At 55.0% G+C, this 20,712-nt stretch carries 15 protein-coding genes; 5 read left to right on the plus strand and 10 right to left on the minus strand.

From position 1 onward, the window contains the following. Positions 1-70: 70 nt before the first annotated feature. Positions 71-304: a YgdI/YgdR family lipoprotein gene (locus tag O1721_RS07225; RefSeq protein ID WP_003856439.1), complete on the plus strand. Its 234-nt coding sequence runs from the start codon at positions 71-73 to the stop codon at positions 302-304. Between the two features lie 48 nt (positions 305-352). Here the strand turns inward: O1721_RS07225 and O1721_RS07230 are convergent, their stop codons facing one another. Continuing rightward, positions 353-3,292 carry an autotransporter family protein gene (locus O1721_RS07230; RefSeq protein WP_080337291.1) on the minus strand — a complete coding sequence of 980 codons (2,940 nt, stop codon included), beginning with the start codon at positions 3,290-3,292 and terminating at the stop codon, positions 353-355. A gap of 371 nt (positions 3,293-3,663) precedes the next feature. On the opposite strand from O1721_RS07230, the gene kefF reads away from it, so the two are divergent. The 3 genes from kefF to folA all read left to right on the plus strand — a co-directional run bounded on the left by kefF (position 3,664) and on the right by folA (position 6,646). Continuing rightward, a complete protein-coding gene (gene kefF / locus O1721_RS07235; protein WP_017383806.1) occupies positions 3,664-4,194 on the plus strand; it encodes a glutathione-regulated potassium-efflux system oxidoreductase KefF in 531 nt (176 codons plus the stop codon). Continuing rightward, a complete protein-coding gene (kefC, locus tag O1721_RS07240; protein WP_023295908.1) occupies positions 4,187-6,052 on the plus strand; it encodes a glutathione-regulated potassium-efflux system protein KefC in 1,866 nt (621 codons plus the stop codon). Before kefF ends, kefC begins: the two co-directional genes overlap by 8 nt. 114 nt (positions 6,053-6,166) lie before the next feature. Beyond that, positions 6,167-6,646 carry a type 3 dihydrofolate reductase gene (gene folA / locus O1721_RS07245; RefSeq protein WP_003856431.1) on the plus strand — a complete coding sequence of 160 codons (480 nt, stop codon included), beginning with the start codon at positions 6,167-6,169 and terminating at the stop codon, positions 6,644-6,646. A 38-nt stretch (positions 6,647-6,684) separates the two neighbouring features. On the opposite strand, the gene apaH is transcribed toward folA, so the two are convergent. Genes apaH through lptD form a run of 6 tightly spaced genes read right to left on the minus strand, consistent with a single transcriptional unit; the run spans position 6,685 to position 13,414 of the window. Next, a complete protein-coding gene (gene apaH / locus O1721_RS07250; protein ID WP_032647209.1) occupies positions 6,685-7,533 on the minus strand; it encodes a bis(5'-nucleosyl)-tetraphosphatase (symmetrical) ApaH in 849 nt (282 codons plus the stop codon). 4 nt (positions 7,534-7,537) lie between these two features. Continuing rightward, positions 7,538-7,915: a Co2+/Mg2+ efflux protein ApaG gene (gene apaG / locus O1721_RS07255; protein WP_003856425.1), complete on the minus strand. Its 378-nt coding sequence runs from the start codon at positions 7,913-7,915 to the stop codon at positions 7,538-7,540. Between the two features lie 3 nt (positions 7,916-7,918). Beyond that, positions 7,919-8,740 carry a 16S rRNA (adenine(1518)-N(6)/adenine(1519)-N(6))-dimethyltransferase RsmA gene (gene rsmA / locus O1721_RS07260; protein WP_003856423.1) on the minus strand — a complete coding sequence of 274 codons (822 nt, stop codon included), beginning with the start codon at positions 8,738-8,740 and terminating at the stop codon, positions 7,919-7,921. Further along, positions 8,737-9,723 (minus strand): 4-hydroxythreonine-4-phosphate dehydrogenase PdxA, encoded by a 987-nt coding sequence (gene pdxA / locus O1721_RS07265; RefSeq protein ID WP_015572650.1) that lies wholly within the window; start codon positions 9,721-9,723, stop codon positions 8,737-8,739. Before pdxA ends, rsmA begins: the two co-directional genes overlap by 4 nt. Next, positions 9,723-11,009, minus strand: coding sequence for a peptidylprolyl isomerase SurA (surA, locus tag O1721_RS07270; RefSeq protein ID WP_017383803.1), 1,287 nt, complete (start codon positions 11,007-11,009; stop codon positions 9,723-9,725). The genes pdxA and surA overlap by 1 nt, the downstream gene beginning before the upstream one ends. Positions 11,010-11,062: 53 nt before the next feature. Then, complete coding sequence (gene lptD, locus O1721_RS07275; protein WP_017383802.1) at positions 11,063-13,414, minus strand: LPS assembly protein LptD; 2,352 nt, start codon at positions 13,412-13,414, stop codon at positions 11,063-11,065. Positions 13,415-13,653: 239 nt separating this feature from the next. On the opposite strand from lptD, the gene djlA reads away from it, so the two are divergent. Continuing rightward, a complete protein-coding gene (gene djlA, locus O1721_RS07280; protein ID WP_015572652.1) occupies positions 13,654-14,469 on the plus strand; it encodes a co-chaperone DjlA in 816 nt (271 codons plus the stop codon). A gap of 31 nt (positions 14,470-14,500) precedes the next feature. Here djlA and rluA read toward each other — a convergent pair whose 3' ends face one another. The 3 genes from rluA to polB all read right to left on the minus strand — a co-directional run bounded on the left by rluA (position 14,501) and on the right by polB (position 20,564). After that, positions 14,501-15,160: a bifunctional tRNA pseudouridine(32) synthase/23S rRNA pseudouridine(746) synthase RluA gene (rluA, locus tag O1721_RS07285; protein WP_003856412.1), complete on the minus strand. Its 660-nt coding sequence runs from the start codon at positions 15,158-15,160 to the stop codon at positions 14,501-14,503. A 12-nt stretch (positions 15,161-15,172) separates the two neighbouring features. Beyond that, a complete protein-coding gene (rapA, locus tag O1721_RS07290) occupies positions 15,173-18,079 on the minus strand; it encodes an RNA polymerase-associated protein RapA (protein ID WP_045324549.1) in 2,907 nt (968 codons plus the stop codon). A gap of 127 nt (positions 18,080-18,206) precedes the next feature. Then, positions 18,207-20,564: a DNA polymerase II gene (gene polB, locus O1721_RS07295; RefSeq protein WP_032647215.1), complete on the minus strand. Its 2,358-nt coding sequence runs from the start codon at positions 20,562-20,564 to the stop codon at positions 18,207-18,209. Positions 20,565-20,712 lie beyond the last annotated feature (148 nt).

The following is a 20,712-nucleotide window of genomic DNA, read 5'->3' on the forward strand; positions in this document are numbered from 1 at the left end:
GCTTTCAGTCAGTTAGCCTAAAATAGTTAGGTCGATAACGAAAATTCAACTGAGAGCAGGGGAATACACCATGCAAAATAAACTACTGATCGCTTCCGTTCTGGCTGCCACCGCAATGTTCACCGTGGCGGGCTGTTCGTCCAATCAGGCCGTAAAAACCACCGATGGCAAAACGATTGTTACTGACGGGAAACCGCAGGTGGATGACGATACCGGTCTGGTATCGTACAAAAACGCCGAAACCGGTCAAACTGAACAGATTAACCGTGACCAGGTTAAATCAATGGGCGAGCTGGATAACTAAAAAAAAGCAGTGGCACATGCCACTGCTTTTTTGCTTCAGGATGATCGATTACCAGCGATGGTTTAACAAAATATGACCGCCGTAGGCGGCATAGCTGTTTTCACCCCACTCGCCGCTGGCACGCAGGGAGATCGTCGTGGTTTCGTTCAGGTTGCCGGTTAAGCCCAACTCTAACTGACCACGATCTTCCGGCGTATCGTTGCTGACGGTCTCGTCGTTGAATGCCAGATCGTTTTGACCAGCACCTTTCAACCAGTTAACCGCAACGTACGGCTGCCAGGCCTTGACGTCCTTCTGCTGGAAGTAGCTTGCTTTAACGCCGAGACGACCAAAGACGCTGTCATTGTCCAGGGTAGTGACGCGTACGCCGTCGCGATCGGTATGATTTTCCTGATCGAGATAGCTGTAAATCACCTGCGCCTGCGGCTCGATCTTCCAGGTGCGTTCATTTTCAGACTGGATTATCCACGCGTGGCCGACTTCAACAGACGCGGCGAAACCTTCACTATCGTAGTCTTCATCGTTGCGATTGCTGGTGACGTTGTTGTTGTACCAGCTGTAAGCGGCCCAGGTATCAACGTAGCTGCCCAGACGTAATTTCTGATCTTCCTGCCAGGTGGCGTACAGCCCAACATTGAAGCCATCAACCTTACCCTGTGCGTCACGTACGTTGTGCTTCGCATCAGAGTGGGTCTTCGCCTGGCCTGCACCGAACATCCCGCCAGCACGCAGGATACCGTTATCCATTGGCTTGCTCATGAAATCGCTGCCGACTTGCAGTACGGTGGTGGTGGTGTCGTAGCTGACTTTATCGCCACCCGCATCGTTCTCGTGATAGCGACCCTTAACGTACATCCAGGTGTTCAGGTCGTCTTCATTGCGGAAGGTGATCTGGTCGCGATCGTCACGCTTATGCAGGAACATGCCCTGTGCGGCAAGGTAGTTACCTAAGTAAGCACCCACTTCAGGTGCCATGACTTCCGGCGTATTATTACCGCCGTTGTCAGTGTTGCCGCCGTTATCGGTGTTACCGCCGTTGTCAGTGTTGCCGCCGTTGTCGGTGTTGCCACCATCATCGGTGTTGCCGCCATTGTCGGTGTTGCCGCCGTTATCGGTGTTGCCGCCGTTGTCGGTGTTGCCGCCGTTGTCGGTGTTATCGCCATCATCAGTATTGCCACCGTCATCGGTGTCGTCGGAAGGCTCATCAGAAGGCGTCGCCTTTGATTCCAGATACCAGTTGCCGTCACTGTGCTGGTAGAGGTTATATTCCCAGGCGCCTGCGACGACCGGTTTTGCCAGCGTCAGTTGGGCTTCGGAACTGCCGCCGATGCTGACAATTTCCATACCGTTAATAGTTTGCGCGCCTGCGCCGCCAATGTTGGTGATGCTGATGCCGGACTGACCGAAGCTGCTGCCCGTAATAGTGAGGTGATCAGTTGGTGAATTATCTTCACCCAGGGTGCTGTTCATCACGATCTGGCTACCGTCAGAGCCGGTGTAGTCGCCATTAATCGTAAAATTATTGCCAACGCTATTATTAGCCGCACTGAGTAACAGCGTGCCGCCATTAGTCACGTTGCCGTTGATGGTATCGACGCCGGAAGCGCTGAGCGTGGAGTTACCCTGGACTGCATTCCATGCCGCCAGCGTACCGCCGCTAAGAACCGCGATGTTGTTGTTCACTTCGCCTGCGGTGGCAAAGGTCGCGCCATTTTCAACGGTAACGGTGGCGTTACTGCCCTTGACGCCGAGCGTTGCGCCGGTGGAGACCAGCGTGGTGCCGCCGTGCAGAACCGTATCCCCTGTATAGCTATTTTTGCCTGTCAGGGTCAGGGTGTTGGAATCAACTTTTTCGACGTTACCGCTACCGGTCATGTCGGTGGCGAAAGTGAAATCGCTTCCCTGGTTAAAAATGACGGTACCGTTGTTGGTGAGCCCACCGCTGAGGGTCGCGGTTTTTTCGCCATCGCCCAGTTGCAACGAAGCATCTTTGGCCACCCGAGTATTACCGGTATTCGATACCGCGCCTGACAGGGTTAACGCGCCCGTGTCTATCAGCAAGGAATCGCCAGAGCCAATAATATCGAGATCGCCCGACAGCGCCCAATTTTCGCCCATCATTTTTATACTGGCAAAACCGTCGCCTTCGTTCAGACCCACAAAGTTACTGTCTTCCGTACCGGTGCCGATCAGGGTAAGAGTGTTTCCCGTGGAATTGGTGGAAATAACGTCACCGATAAGAGTGGAACCCGTATCAAGCACCAGGGCGTTATTTTTATTGCTGGCAAACATAATAGCGTTTGTTTCACCACTAATCGTTCCGCTATTCTTGATATCCATTTTTGCAGTATCTTTTACATTGATACCGTTCTCGGTTCCCTGCACAAAGGCACTGTTAAAAAGTTTGGTGTTACCATTAGTTGCCGTAATAGCATCACCATTTGTACCGATAATTGCGCCACTATTATTAATGCCAATACCATACTGAGTCCTCAGACCCGTTTCTCCTTTTATCATTCCGGTGCTGGTATTAATAATGTTTACTGCGGAAGAATTTTCGCCGACAAACATGCCATTTTCCGCACCGATAATATTTCCACTGTTATTGAAATCACCGAGCATTGACTGAATATTAACAGCATTCGCGGTGGTGGAAGAAATGGTTGCGCCGAAGTTGTTATTAATTACTATACGCTGTTCAATAGTATTAATATCCAGGCCATTTCCCGTGCCAGAAATATTCCCATTATTAGTGGCGTTAGTGGTAGTAAACCCAGTGACAGATACCGCCGCTTCACTATCTGCGGAAGATATCGTCACGTCTTTATTAATAACATATTCAGCATCGGCTGAGAAATCTTGAGGAACAGAAGTTGATTGGTCAATCGTTGCAGAAAACGCAACCGCAGGGGTGCATATCAACAAGGCAGGAAATATCTTTCCCAGAGTTTTGGTTGTATTATTTAATTGGGAGGGTTTGTTGCTCATGTACACATCCATTTGAGTGAGAAGGAATATTCGACACGTGTGTGAAACGTATATCGACCGCCTAAATAATGAGCTCAAAACAAAGAGCGTAAAATTATTATTTTTTCAATGGGTTATGTACAGACTGTTTTATTAAAGAATGACTTAAGGTTCTCTAAAAATATGTGTTGGCAATATGAATTGTTATTATTATTTTGCGGCATGAATTTGTCGTACGCGTCGTTTTCTTTCTTTAGCGCCGTAATCGCTGTTAAGGTGGTGATGATTGCCAATACTTGCGTTTTACTTTGAAGCGTAAGATGGCCTCTTTAAGTCGGGGTGGTAACTGTCTACACTCATTGCTACAAGAAAAGTAAAAGACGAGCATATACATGATTCTGATAATTTATGCGCACCCCTATCCGCAGCACTCGCATGCGAATAAGCGGATGCTTGAGCAGGCAAGGACGCTTGAAAACGTAGAGATACGTTCCCTCTATCAACTCTATCCAGATTTTAATATCGATGTCGCCGCCGAACAGGAGGCGCTCTCCCGTGCCGATCTGATCGTCTGGCAGCATCCGATGCAGTGGTACAGCACGCCTCCGCTGCTGAAATTGTGGATCGACAAAGTTTTCTCCCACGGTTGGGCATATGGACACAACGGCAACGCGCTTCAGGGCAAAAGCCTGATGTGGGCTGTTACCACCGGCGGGGGGGAAAGCCACTTTGAGATTGGCGCCTTCCCCGGATTTGACGTGCTGGCGCAGCCGCTCCAGGCTACTGCCCTTTACTGCGGTCTGAACTGGCTTCCGCCTTTTGCGATGCACTGTACCTTTGTCTGCGACGATGAAACCTTGCAGGCGCAGGCTCGTCACTACAAACAACGTTTACTTGAGTGGCAGGAGACGCACAATGGATAGCCATACGCTGATACAGGCGCTGATTTACCTCGGCGCGGCGGCATTAATTGTGCCCGTGGCGGTTCGTCTGGGGCTGGGCTCGGTGCTCGGCTATCTGATTGCCGGGTGTGTGATTGGCCCCTGGGGCTTTCGGCTGGTGACGGATGCCGAGTCGATCCTGCATTTTGCGGAGATCGGCGTGGTGCTGATGCTGTTTGTGATTGGTCTGGAGCTGGATCCGCAGCGGCTGTGGAAACTGCGCGCCTCGGTGTTTGGCGGAGGCGCCCTGCAAATGCTGGCCTGCGGTCTGCTGTTGGGCGGGTTCTGCATTCTGCTGGGGATGGAGTGGAAAGTCGCAGAGCTGATCGGCATGACGCTGGCGCTCTCCTCGACGGCGATTGCCATGCAGGCAATGAACGAGCGTAACCTGACGGTGTCGCAAATGGGGCGCAGCACCTTCTCCGTACTGTTGTTCCAGGATATTGCCGCCATCCCGCTGGTGGCGATGATCCCGCTGCTGGCAGCCAGCGGCGCATCAACGACGCTGGGAGCATTTGCCTTATCAGCGCTGAAGGTTGCCGGTGCGCTGGCGCTGGTTGTTCTGCTTGGTCGCTACGTAACGCGTCCGCTGCTGCGCTTTGTTGCTCGCTCTGGCCTGCGCGAAGTATTCAGCGCCGTTGCGTTATTCCTGGTGTTTGGTTTTGGATTGCTGCTGGAAGAGGCCGGGCTGTCGATGGCAATGGGCGCCTTCCTCGCGGGGGTCTTACTGGCAAGCTCCGAATACCGTCACGCGCTGGAAAGCGATATCGAGCCGTTTAAAGGATTGCTGCTGGGGCTGTTTTTCATCGGCGTCGGGATGTCTATCGACTTCGGGACGCTGGTAACCCATCCGCTGCGCATCATCATTCTGCTGGTGGGTTTCCTGGTCATTAAAATGGCGATGCTGTGGCTGATTGCCCGCCCGTTAAATGTGCCAAAACCGCAACGCCGCTGGTTTGCCGTGCTGCTGGGGCAGGGGAGTGAGTTTGCTTTCGTTGTCTTTGGCGCAGCGCAGATGGCAAATGTACTTGATCCGGAATGGGCAAAAGCGCTGACGCTGGCGGTTGCGCTGTCGATGGCCGCAACGCCGATCCTGCTGGTGCTGCTGACGCGTCTGGAAAAAACGGGAAGCGAACAGGAGCGAGAAGCCGATGAGATCGACGAGGAGCAGCCGCGGGTGATCATCGCCGGATTTGGCCGATTCGGGCAGATTACTGGCCGTTTACTGCTCTCCAGCGGAGTCAAAATGGTTATCCTCGATCACGATCCTGACCATGTCGATACGCTGCGTAAATTCGATATGAAAGTGTTTTACGGTGATGCGACCCGAGTTGATCTGTTGGAATCCGCCGGGGCGGCGAAAGCCGAGGTGTTGATTAATGCCATTGACGATCCAGAGACCAGTATGCAGATGGTTGAGCTGGTTAAAGAGCATTTTCCGCATCTGACCATTATCTCCCGTGCGCGCGATGTGGATCATTACATCCAGCTGCGTCAGGCGGGTGTGGCAGCCCCTGAACGTGAAACCTTCGAAGGGGCGCTTAAATCTGGCCGCATGGCGCTGGAAAGCCTGGGACTTGGTGCGTATGAAGCGCGTGAGCGTGCCGATCTGTTCCGCCGTTTTAATCATGAGATGGTGGAAGAGATGGTGGCGATGGCAAGCAGTACGGCAACCGAACGCGCTGCGGTGTTTAAACGCACCAGCACCATGCTGACGGAGATCATCAACGAGGATCGAAATCACCTGTCGCTGGTTCAGCGCCACGGCTGGCAAGGGACGGAAGAGGGCAAGCATACCGGTGATCCTGCGGATGAACCGGAGAGTAAACCCTCTGCGTGAAGTGGAGTTGCCAGCAATATTAAAAAATTTCTAATTCTTTACCCTGCCGCCAGTCGACGAAAGATTAAGCTTTCCGTATAGTGGCGGCAATTTTTTGCATCCGGGAAATTTTCAATGATCAGTCTGATTGCAGCGCTGGCGGTAGACCGCGTTATCGGCATGGAAAACGCCATGCCGTGGAACCTGCCTGCCGATCTCGCATGGTTTAAACGTACTACGTTAAACAAGCCGGTAGTGATGGGCCGCCTGACCTGGGAGTCGATTGGTCGTCCATTGCCGGGTCGTAAGAATATTGTGATCAGTAGCCAGCCGGGCACTGACGATCGCGTTCAGTGGGTTAAGTCCGTTGATGAAGCCATTGCCGCCTGCGGCGATGCCGAAGAGATCATGGTGATCGGCGGCGGGCGTGTGTATGAGCAGTTCCTGCCAAAAGCGCAGAAACTGTATCTGACGCACATTGATGCGGAAGTGGAAGGGGATACCCATTTCCCGGATTACGATCCGGACGAGTGGGAGTCTGTATTCAGTGAGTTTCACGATGCGGATGCGCAGAACTCGCACAGCTACTGCTTCGAAATTCTGGAACGTCGTTAACGGTTTTATCCTCTCCTTAAAGGAGAGGATAAACATCTTCAGGAGGCGACCGCCTCACCCTCGCCTAAGTCCAGCTGTCGGTTGGATGGCTGCACAAAGTAGGTCTTATCTTCCCAGCGTAAGCAGGTTAAATCCCCGCCCCAGCAGCATCCGGTATCCAGCGCGTAGATATTTTCCGGGGTGCCTTTTCCTTCCAGCGATGCCCAGTGCCCAAATACCACGCTGTATTCGTCAGTCACGGGCCCAGGAATGGCAAACCATGGCTTAAGCGGCGCAGGCGCATTTTCCGGCGTATCTTTGCAATACATATCCAGTTGCCCGTTCGGGAAGCAGTAGCGCATCCGCGTAAAAGCATTGGTGATAAAACGCAGTCGTGCCAGGCCGCTGAGGTCATCACTCCAGTTATTTGGCATGTCGCCGTACATCGCATCAAGGAAGAACGGGTAGGAGTCGCTCGCCAGCACCGCTTCGGCGTCGCGCGCGCAGGTTTTTGCCGTCTCAAGATCCCACTGAGGCGTGATGCCGGCATGCGCCATCACCAGCTTTTTCTCTTCGTCAATCTGGAGCAGCGGCTGGCGACGCAGCCAGTTGAGCAACTCATCGGCATCCGGTGCTTCCAGCAGGGGGGTAATGCGATCTTTCGGCTTATTACGGCTGATCCCGGCGTATACGGCCAGCAGATGCAGATCGTGGTTGCCCAGCACCATACGCACGTTGTCACCCAGCGATTTGACATAGCGGAGGACGTCCAGGGAACCGGGACCGCGCGCCACTAAGTCGCCCGTCAGCCAGAGCGTGTCCTGCCCGGGGGTGAAGTCGACCTGTTTTAATAATGCGATCAGTTCATCGTAGCAACCGTGAACGTCGCCAATCAGATATGTAGACATTAGATTAATGAATAAGTGTAGGTACGGCGAGACGGAATACGGGAATAGCAATGCGGAAAGCATTGCCGTCGGCATCGACCATTTCATAATGGCCCTGCATGGTACCCAGCGGCGTTTCAATGACCGCGCCGCTGGTGTACTGATACTCTTCGCCAGGGGCGATATGGGGTTGTTCACCGACCACACCTTCGCCCTGGACTTCAATTTCACGGCCATTGCCGTTGGTGATAAGCCAGTAGCGCCCGAGCAGTTGCACAGGCATCCGCCCCAGATTGCGAATGGTTACGGTATAAGCAAAGACAAAACGTTCTTCATCCGGTGTGGATTGGGACTCAATGTAGACGCTTTGAACCTGAACACAGACGCGGGGCGAATCAATCATGGCTTAGCTCTCCTTCGGCGGCGCATTGTCGCTGATGTAATTAGCCAGCTTGCAGTACTGCTCTACGGAAATATTTTCCGCACGCATTGCCGGGTCGATACCCAACTCAGCTAATACGTCAACGGTAAACAGATTGCCAAGGCTGTTACGAATCGTTTTACGGCGCTGGTTAAAGGCTTCTGTCGTGATACGGCTCAGCACGCGCAGGTCTTTGACCGGGTACGGCATCGTTTTATGTGGCACCAGGCGCACAACCGCAGAATCTACTTTTGGCGGTGGCGTGAACGCGGAAGGCGGTACTTCTAATACCGGGATCACGTTGCAGTAATATTGCGCCATCACGCTTAAACGACCATACGCTTTACTGTTCGGCCCTGCAACCAGACGGTTAACGACCTCTTTTTGCAACATGAAGTGCATGTCGGCAATGGCATCAGTATAGCTAAACAGATGGAACATCAGCGGGGTGGAGATGTTGTACGGCAGGTTACCGAACACGCGCAGCGGCTGTCCCATTTTTTCTGACAGTTCGCCGAAGTTCATGGTCATCGCATCCTGCTGATAAATCGTCAGCTTCGGCCCGAGGAACGGGTGCGTTTGCAGACGTGCGGCCAGATCGCGGTCGAGTTCGATAACGGTCAGTTCGTCGAGGCGTTCGCCTACCGGCTCGGTCAGCGCGGCAAGACCCGGGCCGATTTCGACCATGGCCTGACCTTTCTGCGGATTAATGGCAGAAACGATACTGTCGATCACAAACTGATCGTTGAGGAAGTTTTGCCCGAAGCGTTTACGGGCTAAGTGGCCCTGATGGACTCGATTAGTCATTGAGTATTAACAATCATTTTGATGGCGAGATTAAGCGCCGTAATAAAACTGCCGACATCCGCTTTTCCCTGGCCTGCCAGATCCAGCGCAGTACCGTGGTCAACGGACGTTCGAATAAAGGGTAAACCGAGGGTGATATTCACCCCGCGGCCAAAGCCCTGGTATTTTAGCACGGGCAGACCCTGATCGTGGTACATCGCGAGTACGGCGTCGGCATTATCCAGGTATTTGGGCTGGAAAAGGGTGTCGGCAGGCAGAGGCCCGCTGAGGTTCATCCCCTTCGCCCGCATCTCCTCAAGCACCGGAATGATGGTGTCGATCTCTTCGGTGCCCATATGTCCGCCCTCACCCGCGTGCGGATTCAGGCCGCAAACCAGCACATGCGGCTGCGGAATGCCGAATTTGGTTTGCAGATCGTGATGCAAAATGCCAATGATCTCACGCAAGAGTTCAGGCGTAATGGCATCCGGAATGGCTTTGATCGGCAGGTGCGTTGTTACCAGCGCAACGCGCATTGCTTCGGTTGCCAGCATCATCACCACTTTCGGGCTGTGCGAACGCTCTTCGAAAAATTCGGTATGCCCGGTAAAAGGAATGCCCGCGTCATTGATCACGCCTTTATGCACCGGACCGGTGATCAGGGCGGCAAATTCGCCCTGAAGGCAACCGTCACAGGCGCGCGCCAGCGTCTCGACAACGTAGTGGCCGTTTTCGGTGTGTAACTCACCGGGGACAACAGGCGCACGGAGCGGAACAGAAAGCAGGGTGAGAGTACCCGCCTGCTGCGGTGCGGGCTGTTGGCCTTCAACGTAAGGGAGGAGCGTTAAAGGCAGACCGAGCAAAGCTGCCCGGTCTTGTAACAGTGTTGCATCTGCGCAGACAACCAACTCTACCGGCCAGCTGCGCTGGGCGAGCTGAACCACAAGGTCAGGCCCAATCCCGGCGGGTTCGCCGGGGGTGATCACAACACGATGCGGTTTCATCAGTTGCTCAACACTTTCACGTAAGCGCTGGCGCGTTGTTCCTGCATCCAGGTTGCGGCTTCTTCAGAGAACTTACGGTTAAACAGCATGCGATACGCACGGTCTTTCTGCGCCGCGTCGGTTTTATCCACGTTGCGCGTGTCCATCAGCTGGATCAGATGCCAGCCGAAGGAGGAGTGCACCGGCGCGCTCATCTGGCCTTTATTCAGCTTCATTAACGCATCGCGGAAAGCCGGATCGTAAATATCCGCTGCCGCCCAACCCAGGTCACCGCCCTGGTTTGCAGAGCCAGGATCCTGAGAGAACTCTTTTGCCGCTTTATCGAAGGTGGTTTTACCGCTCTTGATGTCTGCCGCGATCTGTTCCAGCTTCGCACGAGCCTGATCGTCAGTCATGATCGGAGACGGCTTAAGCAGGATATGACGCGCATGCACTTCTGTAACCGAAATGTTCTGGCTCTGGCCGCGCAGGTCGTTCACTTTCAGAATGTGGAAGCCCACACCGGAACGGATTGGACCGACGATGTCGCCTTTCTTCGCCGTGCTCAGCGCCTGGGCAAACAGGGATGGCAGCTCCTGAATACGGCCCCAGCCCATCTGGCCGCCTTTCAGCGCCTGCTGGTCAGCGGAATAGGTGATCGCCAGCTTGCCGAAGTCATCGCCATTACGCGCCTGCTCAACGATAGCGCGCGCCTGGCTTTCCGCCTCAGCCGCCTGATCGGAGGTTGGGTTTTCCGGCAGTGGGATCAGGATGTGGCTCAGGTTAAGCTCAGTGCTGGCATCATTCTGATTCCCTACCTGTTTTGCCAGGGCATCCACTTCCTGAGGCAGGATGGTGACGCGGCGACGGACTTCATTGTTACGCACTTCTGAAATCAGCATCTCTTTACGGATCTGATTACGGTAGGTGGCATAGCTGATGCCGTCGTAGGCCAGGCGGCTACGCATCTGATCCGGGGTAATGTTGTTCTGCTTTGCAATGTTGGCGATCGCCTGATCGAGCTGCTCGTCAGAGATCGTCACGCCCATTTTCTGGCCCATCTGAAGAACAATCTGATCCATGATCAGACGCTCCAGGATCTGGTGGCGCAGCGTAGCGTCATCCGGAAGCTGTTGACCTGCTTCGCCCGAGTTGAGCTTTACAGATTTCATCAAACCGTCAACGTCACTTTCAAGCACGACGCCGTTGTTAACCACAGCCGCGACTTTATCGACAACCTGTGGGGCCGCGAAGCTGGTATTCGCAACCATAGCGACACCGAGTAGCAGCGTTTTCCAGTTCTTCATACTTTTTCCATTTCAATTAACCGCAAAGCGGATTACGTTGTAAATCAAGCACATTACAATGAACTACGATACGGCAGAATGTTCGAGCGCAGCATCTGCTGCGTGCCCAGACCGTAGTTAGAACTCAGGCCGCGCAACTCGATATTAAAGCCGATCACGTTATCATATTTGCCCTGACTGTTTTGCGTATCCCAGCCGTTAAGTTTGCGTTCGTAACCGACACGTATTGCGTAACAGCAGGAGTTGTATTGCAGACCCAGCATCTGGTCAGCAGGTTTTTGGGCATTCGTGTCATAGTAGTAGGCCCCGACGACTGACCAACGATCGGCGATCGGCCAGCTCGCGGCGGTACCCACCTGTGAAATACCGTCTTTGTATTGGTCTGTATTCGCATAGTTTGGCAGCGTCGCCTGGATATACTCCGGGCTGGCGTAACGGTACGTCAACTGCAACATGCGGTCTTCATCACGACGGTATTCGATGGCTGCGCTGCCCGTCGCGATATTGTCCAGTCGTGTATCGTACTGAACACCACCGCGCAGACCCCAACGATCCGTCATGCGCCAGTAGGTGTCGCCCGCCCATACCAGTGAGCCCGTTTTGTTGTCTTTCTCCCAGTTAATGTCGTCATCACCGGTACGAGACTCGGTGAAATAGTAGATTTGACCAACAGAAACGTTAAAACGTTCAACGGCAGCATCATCATATACGCGCGTTGTGACGCCAGTCGTTAACTGGTTAGCAGACGCAATACGGTCAAGCCCGCCGTAGGTACGGTCACGGAACAGGCCGCTGTAGTCTGATTGCAGGAAGGAAGAGTCGTAGTTTTGAATTTTGCTCTGATCGCGATAAGGCACATACAGATACTGCATACGCGGCTCAAGCGTCTGGGTGTATCCATCGGCGAGAAGGCCCATATCACGTTCGAAGATCAGCTTCCCGTCCATTTTGAATTGCGGAAGCGTACGGTTTACCGACTCTTCAAGATCGGTGCCATAGCGTTTGTTATACCAGTCCAGATTTTTCTGCTGGTAGTGGGTGGCCATCAGCTTAGCTTCGGTATTCAGGCTCGCCCAGTCGTTTGACCACGGCAGATTGATCGTCGGCTCGATATGCAGACGCGTTGATTCCGGCATATCCGAGTTGGTGTTGACGAAATGGACCGCCTGAGCATAAACGCGCGTGTCGAAAGGACCCACATCGTTCTGGTACCAGTTCACGTCCAGCTGCGGCTCGGCACCATAGGTACTACGCGATTGTGTATCAAATACCTGGAACTGTTTGGTCGACACCGTCGCGTCAAAGTTCTCAATGGCGTAGCCTACGCTGAATTTCTGCGTGGCGTAACCGTCGGTACTGGAGCCGTATTTAGAATCAAAGTCGTTGAAGTAATACGGATCGCTGACTTTGGTGTAGTCGATGTTGAAGCGCCACACCTGATCCAATACCCCGGCGTGCTTCCAGTAGTACATCCAGCGGTGCTTATCACCTTCGCTCGGATGCTCGTCCTGGAACACCTTATCTGATGGCAGATAATCAAATTCCATCAGGCCCGCGCCCGCCTTGGTCAGATAGCGGAATTCGTTCTCCCACATGATGTTACCGCGCTTATGGATATAGTGCGGCGTGATCGTGGCGTCCATGTTGGGCGCAATGTTCCAGTAGTACGGCAGGTAGAACTCAAAGTAGTTCGACGTGCTGTACTTGGCGTTCGGGATCAGGAAACCTGAACGACGTTTGTCACCCACAGGCAGTTGCAGGTAAGGGCTATAGAAAATGGGCACCGGGCCGAGTTTAAAACGGGCGTTCCAGATCTCTGCAACCTGTTCTTCACGGTCGTGGATCACTTCACTGCCCACAACGCTCCAGGTATTTGACCCTGGCAAACAGGAGGTAAACGTGCCGTTTTCGAGAATGGTGTAGCGGTTTTCGCCGCGCTGCTTCATCAGGTCCGCGGTACCGCGCCCCTGACGACCGACCATCTGGTAATCACCTTCCCAGACGTTGGTGTCTTTGGTATTCAGATTCGACCAGGCTTTCGGACCTTTCAGGATGACCTGATTGTCGTCATAGTGCACATTACCCAGCGCATCCACCGTACGGACAGGCGCCTGAGCACCTTCCGGTTGCTTCTGGTGCAATTGCACTTCGTCAGCAAGCAGGCGACTGTTTCCCTGGTTAATATCGACATTGCCCGTAAAGGTCGCATTGTCAGGATAATTACCTTTTGCGCTGTCGGCATTAATGGTGACGGGTAAGTCATTCGTATCGCCTTTCACCAGTGGGCGATTGTAACTTGGGACGCCAAGCATACACTGCGAGGCGAGATCGGCTGCGAGCCCCTGTTGGCTATACAGGGCGGTGCCAATCATTGTGGCCAGAAGGGTGGGGATACGTTTTTTCATACGTTGTATTTTATTGTTCCGTCATCAGTGGCTACGGCTTACAAACGCTCAGAGACTATCTTACTCATCAGCGCAGTACCAGCGTTAATCCTGCCCGTTTGCGCGCCAGAGTGTTAGGCTCGCTATCGAATGACGAGTATGATAATGCAAATTATAGGCGATGTCCCTCAATTGACCGTGGCGCGACCACTGTAATGATGGCGTTGCGTCGGCCAGGAACATGACCATTCGGGGAGTATATGCAGTATTGGGGTAAAATAATCGGCGTTGCGTTCGCAATTATTATGGGTGCCGGATTCTGGGGTGTCGTTCTTGGCCTCATTATCGGCCATATGTTTGATAAAGCACGCAGCCGCAAAATGGCCTGGTTTGCCAACCAGCGCGAGCGCCAGTCACTCTTTTTCTCCACCACCTTCGAGGTGATGGGGCACTTAACCAAATCAAAAGGACGCGTAACGGAAGCCGATATTCAGGTGGCCAGCGTCTTTATGGATCGCATGAATCTGCACGGCGAATCCCGCATCGCGGCGCAGAATGCGTTTCGGATTGGTAAATCAGATCACTACCCGCTGCGTGAAAAAATGCGGCAGTTCCGTAGCATCTGTTTCGGGCGTTTTGATTTAATTCGGATGTTTCTGGAAATTCAAATCCAGGCCGCCTTCGCGGATGGCTCTCTGCATCCGAATGAACGGGACGTCCTGTATGTGATTGCTGAAGAGTTGGGCATTTCCCGCATGCAGTTCGATCAGTTCCTGCGCATGATGCAGGGCGGCGCGCACTTTGGCGGCGGTTATCAGCAGCAATCGTCCGGCGGCGGCTGGCAGCAGGCGCAGCGTGGCCCTACGCTTGAAGATGCCTGTAACGTCCTCGGCGTGAAGCCGTCTGACGATGTTACGACCATCAAACGCGCCTATCGTAAGCTGATGAGCGAGCACCATCCGGATAAGCTGGTGGCGAAAGGCCTGCCGCCAGAGATGATGGAGATGGCGAAACAGAAAGCGCAGGAAATCCAGAAAGCCTACGAGCTAATTAAAGAGCAGAAAGGTTTTAAATAAAAAAATGGCCCGACAGTGCCGGGCCATTTTTTCAGAAGTCCACCGGGGCTTTGAACGTCATGGCGTTGCCGAAAGCAGGGTGGGTGATGGTGAGCGTCTGCGCATGCAGTTGCAGGCGCGGCGCTAACGCCAGCGCTTCCGGCGGCGCATAGAATCTGTCCCCCAGAATGGGGTGACCCATCGCAAGCATATGCACACGCAGCTGGTGGGAGCGCCCGGTAATCGGCTTCAGCAGGACGCGCGCGGTGTTATCCGGCGCGTACTCCAGCACTTCATACTCGGTTTGCGCGGCCTTGCCGGTTTCGTAACACACCTTCTGCTTTGGCCGGTTCGGCCAGTCGCAAATCAGCGGTAAATCCACCAGCCCTTCCGCCTGTGCCGGATGGCCCCAGACGCGCGCGACATACTGTTTCTTCGGCTCGCGCTCGCGGAACTGACGCTTCAGCTCGCGTTCTGCCGCTTTATTCAGAGCCACCACAATCACGCCGCTGGTCGCCATATCCAGACGATGGACAGACTCGGCCTGGGGATAATCACGCTGGATACGCGTCATCACGCTGTCTTTATGCTCTTCCAGACGCCCCGGCACGGATAACAAGCCGCTCGGCTTGTTAACCACCATAATGTGCTCGTCCTGATACAGAATGACCAGCCACGGATCCATCGGGGGATTGTAGGGCTCCATTACCATCTTGCGCTCCGCTTACTGATGCGTCACAACGATAAGACGCAGGGCGTCGAGACGCCATCCCGCCTGACTCAGGCTTTCCAGCACCTGCTGGCGGTTGCTCTCAATGGCGGCCAGCTCATCGTCACGAATGTTAGGGTTCACTGCTTTCAACGCTTCCAGACGCGACAGCTCGGCAGAAAGCTTCTCATCGGCTTCGCTACGCGCCGCATCGATCAGCACTCTGGCCGCTTTTTCGGCCTGGGCTTCACCCAGTTGCAGAATGGCATGCACGTCCTGCTGCACCGCATTCACCAGCTTACTGCCGGTATGGCGGTTCACCGCGCTCAGCTGACGGTTGAAGCTTTCAAACTCCACCTGGCCGGCCAGGTTCGTGCCGTTTTTATCCAGCAGCAGACGCACCGGAGTTGGCGGCAGGAAGCGGTTAAGCTGAAGCTGTTTCGGCGCCTGCGCTTCCACAACGTAGATCAGCTCCACCAGCAGCGTGCCCACAGGCAAGGCTTTGTTCTTCAACAGGGAGATGGTGCTGCTGCCGGTATCGCCGGAGAGGATCAGATCCAGACCGTTGCGGATCAGCGGGTGCTCCCAGGTGATGAACTGTGCATCTTCGCGGGAAAGCGCCACATCACGCTCAAAGGTGATGGTGCAGCCGTCTTCCGGCAGGCCCGGGAAATCCGGCACCAGCATATGATCGGACGGGGTCAGCACGATCATGTTCTCGCCGCGATCGTCCTGGTTAATGCCGACGATGTCGAACAGGTTCATGGAGAAGCTGATCAGGCTGGTGTCATCGTCCTGTTCTTCGATACTTTCGGCCAGCTGCTGCGCTTTTTCACCGCCGTTGGAGTGGATCTCCAGCAGGCGATCGCGCCCCTGCTCCAGCTGAGCTTTCAGCGCGTCGTGCTTCTCTCGACAGGATTTGATCAGCTCATCAAAGCCCTCGGTGTTTTCCGGCGCCGCAAGGTAACCGATCAGATCGCTATGCACCTGGTCATAAATGGTGCGGCCCGTCGGGCAGGTATGTTCAAACGCATCCAGGCCTTCGTGGTACCAGCGAACCAGAACGGACTGGGCGGTTTTCTCCAGATACGGAACGTGGATCTGAATATCGTGCGCCTGACCGATACGATCCAGACGGCCGATACGCTGCTCCAGCAGATCCGGGTTAAACGGCAGATCGAACATCACCAGATTGCTGGCGAACTGGAAGTTACGTCCTTCAGAACCGATTTCGGAGCACAGCAGAACCTGCGCGCCGCTGTCCTCTTCACTAAACCACGCCGCAGCGCGGTCGCGCTCGATAATAGACATGCCTTCATGGAACACGGCGGCGCGAATACCTTCGCGCTCGCGCAGCACTTGTTCAAGTTGCAGGGCGGTGGCTGCCTTGGCGCAGATCACCAGCACCTTCCGGGAACGGTGCGCGGTCAGATAACCCATTAACCACTCCACGCGCGGATCGAAGTTCCACCAAGTGCCAGTGTCGCCTTCAAATTCCTGATAAATTTGCTCCGGGTAGAGCATATCGCGCGCGCGATCTTCCGCTGATTTACGGGTGCCCATAATCCCGGAGACTTTAATCGCCGTCTGGTACTGGGTCGGCAGCGGCAGTTTGATGGTGTGCAGCTCGCGTTTCGGGAAGCCTTTCACGCCGTTACGGGTGTTGCGGAACAGCACGCGGCTGGTGCCGTGACGGTCCATCAGCATGTCGATCAGCTCTTTACGCGCAGATCCCGCATTATCGCTGTCGCTGTTCGCGGCCTGAAGCAGCGGCTCAATATCCTGCTCGCCGATCAGATCGCTGAGGGTGTTAAGTTCATCATTAGAGAGACGATTACCGGCCAGCAGCAGCGCGACGGCGTCCGCCACCGGACGGTAGTTTTTCTGCTCTTCAACAAACTGCTCAAAATCGTGGAATCGGTTCGGATCGAGCAGGCGCAGACGGGCGAAGTGGCTCTCAAGACCCAGCTGCTCCGGGGTGGCGGTCAGAAGCAGAACGCCCGGTACGCGCTCGGCAAGCTGCTCAATCGCCATGTATTCACGGCTTGGCGCATCTTCGCTCCAGACGAGGTGGTGCGCTTCGTCGACGACCATCAGATCCCATTCTGCGTCGCACAGGTGCTCCAGGCGCTGCTTGCTGCGGCGTACGAAGTCCAGGGAGCAGATCACCAGCTGTTCGGTTTCAAACGGGTTGTCCGCGTCGTGCTGGGCTTCGGCATAGCGCTCGTCGTCGAACAGGGAGAAGCGCAGGTTAAAGCGGCGCAGCATCTCGACCAGCCACTGGTGTTGCAGCGTTTCCGGCACCACAATCAGCACGCGCTCGGCAGCGCCAGAGAGCAGCTGCTGGTGCAGGATCATGCCTGCTTCGATGGTTTTACCCAGGCCCACTTCGTCAGCCAGCAGCACGCGAGGCGCATGGCGACGGCCCACGTCATGGGCGATATTCAGCTGATGGGGAATAAGGCTGGTACGCTGGCCGCGCAGGCCGCTCCACGGCATGCGGTACTGTTCACTCTGGAACTTACGCGCGCGGTAGCGCAGGGAGAAGCGATCCATTCGGTCGATTTGCCCGGCAAACAGACGGTCCTGCGGCTTGCTGAAAACCAGTTTGCTGTCGAGCAGCACTTCACGCAGGATAACATTCGTCTCGTCGGTATCAAGACGCGTACCGATGTAGGCGAGCAGTCCATTCTCTTCTTTTACGTCTTCAACCTTCAGCTGCCAGCCTTCGTGGCTGGTCACGGTGTCGCCCGGATTGAACATTACGCGGGTAACAGGGGAGTCATTGCGAGCGTACAGGCGGTTTTCACCGGTAGCAGGGAAAAGGAGGGTAACCATGCGCGCATCGACGGCAACGACGGTTCCTAATCCAAGTTCGCTTTCTGTATCGCTGATCCAGCGTTGACCAAGTGTAAAAGGCATAGTTGTTCGGCTCTAATCTTTAATTGCAGGCAATAGTTCGACCCCGTCAAAAAAGACGGTCGTCGAAAAATGGGTCCGGGAATGGAAAGGGCGCTATGGTACTGGATGGCAACGGTTTCGTCACGCGTCAAAATAGCCCAAGTTGTCCTGTCACTAGTGTAGCAAAGTCGTCATTGATGAACGGTAAAATTCCCTCCGCTACCGGCTGAAGCTGGCGGGTCAGGTAGTGATCGTAATCAAGCGGAGACTGCTGATAATCAACGGGTTCCGGGCCGTTAGTTGTCCAGACGTATTTGATCGTCCCCCGGTTCTGATACTGCGGCGCACGGCCCCGGCGAACGTTCTCTTCGTCCGCCAGCCTCGCGGCGCGTACGTGGGGAGGAACATTACGTTGATATTCGGCCAGCGGGCGGCGCAGGCGCTTGCGATACACCAGCTGGTCATCCAGCTCACCGGCCATCAGGCTGGCGATGGTGTCGCGCACGTAGTCCTGATAGGGCTCGTTGCGAAACACCCGCAGGTAGAGCGTCTGCTGGAACTGCTGCGCCAGTGGCGTCCAGTCGGTGCGCACCGTCTCCAGCCCTTTAAAGACCATCCGCTGCGTGTCACCTTCCTGAATCAGCCCGGCGTAGCGCTTCTTGCTGCCCTGGTCGGTTCCGCGAATGGTCGGCATTAAAAAGCGGGCAAAATGGGTTTCAAACTCCAGCTCTAACGCGCTGGTTAACCGCTCTTTTTGCAAATTTTCGCGCCACCAGTCGTTCACGCAGGCGACCAGTTCTTTGCCGATTCGCGCGGCGTCGTCTTCTGAATGGGCCGCTTTCAGCCAGACAAAGGTGGAGTCGGTATCGCCATAAATAACGTCATAGCCCCGGGATTCAATCAGCGCTTTGGTCTGGCGCATAATGTCGTGCCCGCGCATGGTGATGGAAGACGCCAGCCGGGGATCAAAGAAGCGGCAGGCGCTGGTACCCAGCACGCCGTAAAAGGCGTTCATAATGATTTTCAGCGCCTGTGAGAGCGGCTTGTTGCCGTGGCGTTTCGCCTCGTCGCGGCCGTGCCAGATGTTTCCCACAATTTCGGGCAGGCAGTGTTTTTTCCGCGAGAAGCGAGCTCCAAGAAACCCTTCGGTGCTGTGCGCATCGTCTGGCTGGGCCATCCCCTCCACCAGCCCCACCGGATCAATCAGAAACGTGCGGATAATTGACGGGTACAGGCTTTTATAATCCAGCACCAGCACCGAGTCATACAGTCCGGGCCGTGAATCCATCACGTAACCGCCGGGGCTGGCCTGCGGCGGCACGTCGCCGAGATTAGGGGCGACATAGCCCGCCCGGTGCATCCGCGGGAAATAGAGGTGGCTGAAGGCCGCTACCGAGCCGCCGTGCCTGTCGACCGCGAGACCGTTCACCGTTGCGCGTTCCAGCAGGAACGGCATGATCTCGGTTTTGTGGAAGATCTGCGTCACCAGCTCGCAATCTTTCAGGTTATAGGTAGCGAGCGCCGGTTTATCCTCGTTAAAGCGCCGGTCGATCTCGTCCATTCGGTCCCAGGGATTGTCGATGGATTTACCTTCGCCGAGCAGTTCCTGGGCGACCGCTTCCAGCGAGAAGGAAGAGAAGTTCCAGAAGGCGGATTTCAGCGCCTCGATGCCGTCGATAATCAGGCGACCATTGGCCTGTGCAAAGAATACGCCGTTCTTAAAACCGTGCTCACGCCACTCCAGCTCGCTGTTGCCGCGCCCCAGAATCAGCGGGATACGGTAACGCTCGGCATGTTTTTGCAGCACGCGCAGGTCAAACTGCACTACGTTCCAGCCGATCAGAACATCCGGATCGTGCTCGGCAAACCACTGGTTAAGCTTCTCCAGCAGTTGCGGGCGGCTGTTGACGTACTCCAGATTAAAATCCAGCGCGGACGCATCGCCGTTCGGCGGCCCGAGCATATAGACAACCCGCTGCCCACAGCCTTCCAGGCCAATGCAGTACAGTTCGCCGTGGCGGGTGGTTTCAATATCCAGCGACACCCACTTTAGCGGCGGGCGATAGTGCGGATTAGGCTTCAGGCGCGCGTTAACGATCCTGCCGTTTTGCGCGGCGCCATCTACCCAGACGGGGGCGGTGATAAACCGCTCCATCAGAAAGCGTTCAGGCGGGCGAATGTCGGCCTCGTAAAGCGTCACGCCTGCTTCACGAAGCAGCTTTTCATAGCGCATCAACTGGCGATGGGCGCGGCAGTAGAGGCCGTAAACCGGCTGGCGGTGGAAATCTTTCAGCTGAAGCGGCGTAAGGCGCCAGTTGTTTTCGCCGCGTAGCAGTTGTTTCACTTTCTCGACGTGAGCTTCAGGAATAAAGGCCACGGACTCCTGCGGCGGGAGCGTAACGTTTCGTGGGCCGTTGTCCGTTGCCAGCCAGAATTCAACCTCAGTACCCTGAGGGGTATCCCGCCAGTGTCTGGTCAGTAAAAAGCCTTCTTGCGCCTGCGTCACGGCGTTATCCCATAAAACAAACCAGGCCTGATTATAGCCTGGTTGAGGGGTGTTTTCTGGGGTTTTATACAGTGTCTGTTCCGCCGGATGGCGCTGCGCTTATCTGGCCTACAGGTTCCGCAGGCCCGGTAAGCGCAGCGTCACCGGG

It is taken from the genome of Enterobacter cloacae complex sp. HYC033_NIDB, assembly GCF_056673335.1.

Coding starts and splice junctions, on each gene's coding strand:
- O1721_RS07225 (WP_003856439.1), top strand. CDS start 71: ATGCAAAATAAACTACTGATCGCTTCCGTTCTGGCTGCCACCGCAATG.
- rsmA (WP_003856423.1), bottom strand. CDS start 8,740: ATGACTAATCGAGTCCATCAGGGCCACTTAGCCCGTAAACGCTTCGGG.
- apaG (WP_003856425.1), bottom strand. CDS start 7,915: ATGATTGATTCGCCCCGCGTCTGTGTTCAGGTTCAAAGCGTCTACATT.
- lptD (WP_017383802.1), bottom strand. CDS start 13,414: ATGAAAAAACGTATCCCCACCCTTCTGGCCACAATGATTGGCACCGCC.
- djlA (WP_015572652.1), top strand. CDS start 13,654: ATGCAGTATTGGGGTAAAATAATCGGCGTTGCGTTCGCAATTATTATG.
- apaH (WP_032647209.1), bottom strand. CDS start 7,533: ATGTCTACATATCTGATTGGCGACGTTCACGGTTGCTACGATGAACTG.
- pdxA (WP_015572650.1), bottom strand. CDS start 9,723: ATGAAACCGCATCGTGTTGTGATCACCCCCGGCGAACCCGCCGGGATT.
- rapA (WP_045324549.1), bottom strand. CDS start 18,079: ATGCCTTTTACACTTGGTCAACGCTGGATCAGCGATACAGAAAGCGAA.
- rluA (WP_003856412.1), bottom strand. CDS start 15,160: ATGGTAATGGAGCCCTACAATCCCCCGATGGATCCGTGGCTGGTCATT.
- kefF (WP_017383806.1), top strand. CDS start 3,664: ATGATTCTGATAATTTATGCGCACCCCTATCCGCAGCACTCGCATGCG.
- folA (WP_003856431.1), top strand. CDS start 6,167: ATGATCAGTCTGATTGCAGCGCTGGCGGTAGACCGCGTTATCGGCATG.
- O1721_RS07230 (WP_080337291.1), bottom strand. CDS start 3,292: ATGAGCAACAAACCCTCCCAATTAAATAATACAACCAAAACTCTGGGA.
- surA (WP_017383803.1), bottom strand. CDS start 11,009: ATGAAGAACTGGAAAACGCTGCTACTCGGTGTCGCTATGGTTGCGAAT.
- kefC (WP_023295908.1), top strand. CDS start 4,187: ATGGATAGCCATACGCTGATACAGGCGCTGATTTACCTCGGCGCGGCG.